This window comes from Oenococcus oeni DSM 20252 = AWRIB129, from assembly GCF_000372485.1.
Taxonomy (GTDB): Bacteria; Bacillota; Bacilli; order Lactobacillales; family Lactobacillaceae; genus Oenococcus; species Oenococcus oeni.
On the sequence record NZ_AQVA01000021.1, the window covers coordinates 1 to 6129 of the forward strand.

The 6129-nt window shown below is 34.7% G+C and carries 6 protein-coding genes, 1 tRNA gene and 2 pseudogenes; 7 read left to right on the top strand and 2 right to left on the bottom strand.

Features of this window, described 5'->3' with window-relative positions:
• The first annotated feature begins 26 nt into the window (after nucleotides 1-26).
• Together A3G9_RS0109125 and A3G9_RS0109130 are read left to right on the top strand one after the other, a co-directional pair.
• Complete coding sequence (locus A3G9_RS0109125) at nucleotides 27-335, top strand: PTS sugar transporter subunit IIB (protein ID WP_002820084.1); 309 nt, start codon at nucleotides 27-29, stop codon at nucleotides 333-335.
• A 1-nt stretch (nucleotide 336) separates the two neighbouring features.
• Entirely contained in the window at nucleotides 337-660 is a 324-nt protein-coding gene (locus A3G9_RS0109130; RefSeq protein ID WP_002821183.1) for a PTS sugar transporter subunit IIA, read from the top strand.
• Nucleotides 661-907: 247 nt separating this feature from the next.
• Here the strand turns inward: A3G9_RS0109130 and deoC are convergent.
• A pseudogene (gene deoC, locus A3G9_RS01000000109720) lies at nucleotides 908-1577 on the bottom strand (deoxyribose-phosphate aldolase).
• A gap of 463 nt (nucleotides 1578-2040) precedes the next feature.
• Here deoC and A3G9_RS0109145 point away from each other — a divergent pair.
• The 4 genes and pseudogenes from A3G9_RS0109145 to A3G9_RS0109155 form a co-directional block, all read left to right on the top strand.
• Nucleotides 2041-2316: pseudogene (locus tag A3G9_RS0109145) on the top strand (PTS sugar transporter subunit IIA); the annotation flags it as partial.
• Between the two features lie 480 nt (nucleotides 2317-2796).
• Nucleotides 2797-3276, top strand: coding sequence for a hypothetical protein (locus A3G9_RS0109150; protein WP_002821378.1), 480 nt, complete (start codon nucleotides 2797-2799; stop codon nucleotides 3274-3276).
• A gap of 130 nt (nucleotides 3277-3406) precedes the next feature.
• A tRNA-OTHER gene (locus A3G9_RS1000000110165) sits at nucleotides 3407-3510 on the top strand.
• Nucleotides 3511-3877: 367 nt separating this feature from the next.
• Entirely contained in the window at nucleotides 3878-4897 is a 1020-nt protein-coding gene (locus tag A3G9_RS0109155) for a polysaccharide pyruvyl transferase family protein (protein WP_002821377.1), read from the top strand.
• A gap of 47 nt (nucleotides 4898-4944) precedes the next feature.
• Here A3G9_RS0109155 and A3G9_RS0109160 read toward each other — a convergent pair whose 3' ends face one another.
• Entirely contained in the window at nucleotides 4945-5271 is a 327-nt protein-coding gene (locus A3G9_RS0109160; protein ID WP_002820401.1) for a hypothetical protein, read from the bottom strand.
• 577 nt (nucleotides 5272-5848) lie between these two features.
• On the opposite strand from A3G9_RS0109160, the gene A3G9_RS1000000110075 reads away from it, so the two are divergent.
• Nucleotides 5849-6129: KxYKxGKxW signal peptide domain-containing protein (locus A3G9_RS1000000110075; protein WP_169330652.1), on the top strand; the 281-nt coding region annotated here is incomplete at its 3' end.

Genomic DNA, 6129 nt, shown 5'->3' on the forward strand with positions numbered 1-6129 from the left:
TTAGATTAATAGTGAAAGGAACAATAATGGCAGAGAAAAAAGTAATGTTGGTTTGTGCGGCCGGGATGTCGACCAGCCTACTGGTAAGCAAGATGCAAAAGGCGGCTAAAGAGCAGGGAGAAGATGTTGATATCTTTGCCACGGCTGCTTCCGATGCCGATAACAAACTAGAAAGCGAACAGCCGGATATTTTAATGCTCGGACCCCAGGTCAGCTATATGCTCTCCCAGTTTAAAGAAAAGGTCAAAATCCCAGTTGAAGTAATTAACATGCAGGACTATGGGCTGATGAACGGAGAAAAAGTTTTAAACCAGGCTTTAAAAGAGATCGGCTAAGATGAGTGAAGAGATTGAAAACCAAAAGGTCATCATGAGCCTGATCATCGCCGGCGGCAATGCCAAAGGAGCATCCTTCTTAGCCATTAAGGCCGCAAAAGAAAAAGACTTCAAAGAAGCCGAACTAAAACTAACAGAAGCCGATCGTTTTCTAGCCCAGGCCCATAACGCCCAGACTGATATGTTGACTAAAGAAGCAAACGGAGAACACGCCCAAATGAGTCTGTTAATGGTCCATGCCCAGGACCATGTCATGACCGCGATTACCTTTCGTGATCTGGCCGGTGAGATAGTTGAGCTGTATAAAAGGATCGAGGATAAATGATAACGAGCAGATATACAGATTGAAATAAAATGAATTGATAAAAAAGGACAATTATTCTTCATACCAGTCTTTATATTAAGAAGCCAGTTTTTCATGGCTTTTTTCTTGTTATTTCAATTAAATTTTATTTAAAGGAGCGAGGGAATATTTTTCCTCGCTTTTTTATTTATGCTTAACTCTGCTTAGAAAAAATCTGTGAAAGAATCGGATAAGCCAATTGAGAAATTTTAATAATTATTATAGCAATCTAAACTTGTCCATGTTTTTGGCCTCTTTTTAGTTCGTTAATAATTTCTATACCGTGGCTCGTGCCGATACGTTCTGCACCGGCTTTGATCATTGCAAGTGCATCGGTTAGGGACCGAATACCGCCTGCAGCCTTAACTTTGACAAGACTACCTACTGTTTTTTCATTAAACGGACGTCTTCCACTTTGGCACCCGCGCTGCCGAAGCCGGTAGAAGTCTTCACAAAATCAGGTTTAATTTCTCTGGCAATCTGGCAAGCATTGATAATATCCAGATCAGTTAGATAACAAGTTTCCAGAATTACTTTCACAATTACCTTGTGAGAGTGGCAGAGCTTGACGATTGTTTCCATTTCTCTTCGAATGTAATCAAGATTTTTGTCTTTTAATTGACCAATATTTAGAACGTAATCAATCTCGTCGGCACCATTTTCGATCGCGTTTTTTGTCTCGAATGCTTTGCTTTCGATTGTAGTCTGTCCGAGCGGAAAACTAATTGCTGCCCCTACATGCACATTCGAGCCCTTCAACTGTTTGTGGCAATATGCAACAGGAACAGAATTAATCGCTACCATTTTGAAATGATTTGCTTTAGCTTCTTCACAAAGTTTTTTAGGTCTTCTTTTTTTGCGTAAGCCTTCAAAAAAGTGTGATCAATCATCTGTGCCATTTGGTCAATCGTAATTTGTTCTGCTTATATGGCTTCCTTCATTCTTTCTCCTTACAGCTGATATTGCAGCCAAATTTAAGAAGAGATTGCTTTATTAATGGAATCAATCTCTATACTTATACTATTAGTGTATGCGCTTTCTTTCAAATAAATTAATTATTTTTAAATATAAATTCCAATCAATCGGATACTGTAAAAAAGAGTAATGTGAAACCTTGTAAAAAAAATCATAAGTGACTAATATTGATTTATGTAAGGTGAATTCAGTTTTACATTAAATGAATTCGTTTTCAAAATTGATATTTTTGCCATTTTGTAAAGAAAGTTTATCGTCTTTTTGAAAGATAATAAATCAAATGAAAAAGCGGATTTACCAATAGTGCTTCGCTCTACTCATCTTACATGCATAAATTTTAGTCCTTGCACTCGTAACAAAGATAATAATCGGGAAGGGGAATTTGAAATGAAATATTTGCTTCTTGTTAGCCATGGAGATTTTTCAAAGGGATTGAAAAGTTCGTTGGCCATGTTTGCAAGTGCATCAATGTCTTCCGTAATTGCGGTTGGCCTGAAACCCGATGAATCAGCTGATACTTTTGGTGAACGTTTTCAAAAACTTTTGAAAACGATTCCAAAGGATAGCCAATTCATTGTCTTGGCCGACATAATCGGAGGCAGTCCATTAACAACTGTATGTAATGTTCTCAGTTCTCACGGCAAACTTGACTGCAAGTTAATTCCTTATCGCTATCTCTTAAAATTTTAATGATTCTGATTCGGTTGGGTTCGCTAAGAGCGTTAAATAACTCGGCTAATTTTTTTCTCTGGTTATTTCGATGTCCATAGAAATACCATACTTCTTCCAAATTTTAATTGCAATATTTTTTTACATATGTTATGAAAATTATTTAAGCGATTCAGTTTTATCAGGTTTCTCAATCCTTGACTCCTATATTCTGTTTCTTTAAAGGCCTAATAACTACCGGCATAACCTGTGTTTTGCTTTACCAAGTATAAAATAAAGCTTCGAAAGTACGGTCTTAAGGGTGGTTGGTGCTTTAGTAAACGTCCTGTGAGCAAAGAAATTGATAATTCTATATAATTGTATTTGGACATAAAATTATGCATTGTATCCGAAATTTCTTAATCTATTTTTTGTTTAACACTCGACCATAAGAAGTTGGGTGTTTTTTGTATCTATAAGATTTAATATTTGTTTATGGGTTCTTTATGGGATTGGTTAAATAGTAGCTGGTTTGCTGAAGGGGCATTTTGGAGAACCGTGGCCATTATTGTGATTTTTCCTGCTGTATGTTTAGAAATTCAGAGATTTATCCAGTTTCGTTTTAGACAATTTGATTTAAGGATTTTTTCTGCAAATGATAATAGTGACCGTCACTTAAACAATGATTTAATTCCTATTAAAGATAATGTTTTGATAATCGAGATTCTTAATCGAAGCCGTGCAAATTCAATAATTAAAAGCAGCGGAATCTTATTTGAAAATAAAGAAAGATTAAAATTTAACGATCAGCGTGAATTTGAATTGAAAGGTTGGGATTCAATACAAATTCCCTTCGATCGGAATAAAGTAATTTCTCTGGCGGAAAAATATGAATCCACTTATATTAGGGCCTACATTATTAATAATGAAGGTCGAAAGTACCGTTCAAAGAAATTTTCAGTTAAAAATGTTTGATTTTTTTAATCATGAAAAATTATCAATATTAGAATTTACCGTAATTTAAAAAATATCCATCTGCTTGCTATAATTCTTAATTTTTTATGTTAGTATATTTTCTGTTGTCCATTTTCTAATCGACAATTTCGGAGAAGTACTCAAGTCTGGTTTAAGAGGCCTGTTTAATTTATTAGGCAGGTAGGTCGTTAACTTTTGTTACGATGCGAGGGTTCAAATCCCTTTCCTTCTCCATTAATTAAACAGTTCTTAACTATCTGTTTTTTAATTCTCACATATGCTTGTACTTACTACTGCAAGTTTAAAAACAAAAATCGCTAAAAATGGTCGTTTACAAATTTATACTGAGTTTTATGAGTAAGATTGATTTAAGAAGCTTTTTGCTTCCTTGGTAAACGGTGATTTTTCGTCTTATTGTTAAGGACAACTGTTACATATTTATGAAAAGTCATTTGTTATTTTTTCATTTTTACAATGAACCACTAATGGTATGAAAGCCTGTCTTTTGGTGTTCGTTTTCTATAAATTAAAGTGATCCAGCAGGCTTATCGAAAAAAGATTTAATATCCAGGGACAAGAATTAGAGTTTTAGGAGGGAAAGATGTCTGATTTTTTCATTGAAACTACGAAAGCTGATAAAGTACTTCCGACCAACAGTCGACCGAAGTTTTTTGCCTTTGGTATTCCCAGTTACACTAATTTGGGTGACCAGGCAGTTTCTCTAGCACAAAGAAAGTATATTGAAAATGAGTTTCCTGAATATCAGTATATTGAGATATTGGAAGATGACAACGATGAGGGGATTGAAGCGGTCAAAAAAATCATCACTTCCCAAGATATTGTTTCTTTCGTTGGCGGAGGAAATATGGGGAGCCTCTATACGAATCACGAAGCGGCCCGACGAAAAGTCTTTTCAACTTTTGTTAATAATTTAACGATTTCTTTCCCTCAGTCGATTCACTTTGAAGATACTCCTTCTGGGCTGAAGGAACAGAAACTAAGCCAGGAAGCTTATGGCAAAAACCGACACTTGTTTTTAATTGCCCGCGATGCACAAAGCTATCATCGTATGCAGACAACTTTCGATAATCAAGTTCTCTTCACTCCGGATATGGTTCTTTATTTCAAAGCTTCTCATTATGATTTTAAGCGTTCGGGTGCATTGTTTGTTTTGCGTCATGACGGTGAAAAGGTTGTCGGAGATTCCTTGATTGATTCGATGAAAAAGATGTTGGATAATAATCGTCCGCTAAAACGGACTGATACCGTCCTTGATACGGTTAAACGAATCACGCCTATTAATCGGGAAAAACTCTTTAAAGAAGAATTAGAATTGTTCGCTCATCAGGAAATAGTTATTACTGACCGCTGGCATGCGATGGTATTTTCGGTTCTCACTGGAACTCCTTGTCTGCTTTTTGGAAATAGTTATGGAAAAGGTAAACACGCCTATTTTGATTGGTTGGAGCATATTAATTGGATTGCTTATACTGATGAAGAGGACTTGGACCGCATTGACCAACAAATTCAAAGGTTGATTAAGACCAAAGAACATGCTTATGACATCAGACCTGATTTCAAGCAACTACACGATTTGATTAAGTTGCATTCAAAAAAATAAAGAACCTGTTTGGGTTCTTTTTTAAAATCTCGTATTTATATAATTAATTATTTTTCGTCGATACTCTTTTTGACCTCGTCTATTTTATTTTTGAGCCTGCCTTCAGCATCTGCCAAGGCTTTTTTGGCTTTATTTGTTTTATTTTCAAGCTTAGCTATGCTCTTTTTACTTGCCTTACTGTTAATTGCTTTTTCAGAGCCTTCTTTTATTTTATTGGTAATCTTGTCTTTTATGGAATTCGCTTCATCTTTTGCTTTGTCATCGGAACTATCTATTTTTTTCGTGACAAAAACCGTTCCTGCCACTAGTATTCCGCTTGTTATCAAAGCGCACGATGCTGTTATTTTAAGAAACTTTTTTAAAAAATCTTTCATAGTGATGGACCTCTCTAGTTTATTTTTTTGAAAAACAAAGATGTCAATTTGTCGTGAATAATAGTTCGAAAAATTATGTTTTTATATAAGCGTTCTTACAATAAAACTATTAAATGTTCAGAAGAAAAATTTTGTGGTGTTGTCAACACCTATTTCTAATTATATGCTACCTTGTAAACGCATATATTGTTATTAAAAGATGTTTATTAGTATGCCTTGAAGTAAAGAATGTAAAATTTTTTAATTAATTTAACAGCCATTTTAAATAATTGGTTAATCCAATGATAACTTTATGTGCACGTGTTTTTTTGAAGGAAAAACAGTATTTTTAAATTATTTTTATTTACAAATTATTTACAAATAAATGACAAAAATAAACAATATCAAAAAAATGAATTGCATTCTGCCTTACTAAAAGGCAGCTTCAAGAAACTAATAACGAACTTATTACAATTTTAAAAATTGTTTTATTACAAACTATTGCTTAATTCTTTCTTAATTAAAAAAGCTGATGTTATTATTATCTCGTGTTTTATGAAACATTTTTAAGCCAAATGTTACGGGAGTTGTAAACGATATGAATTCAGTTACTAATACGAAAAAATTACATTACAAAATGTATAAAGCGGGTAAAACTTGGTGTTTTGCTGCGATTATGGCAACAACTTTTTTTGTACAGTTTCAATTCGCCGGTCAGGAAGTTACTCACGCGGCTACTACCGGCCAAGGGCAGACTGAAGAGGTAGCTGGTACGAGCTCTTCAGCAACATCATCGAGTGCTAGTTCTGCCGCCAGTTCAGCTTCATCTGTTTCTAGCAGCAGTGCAACATCATCGAGTGCTAGTTCTGCAGCCAGTTC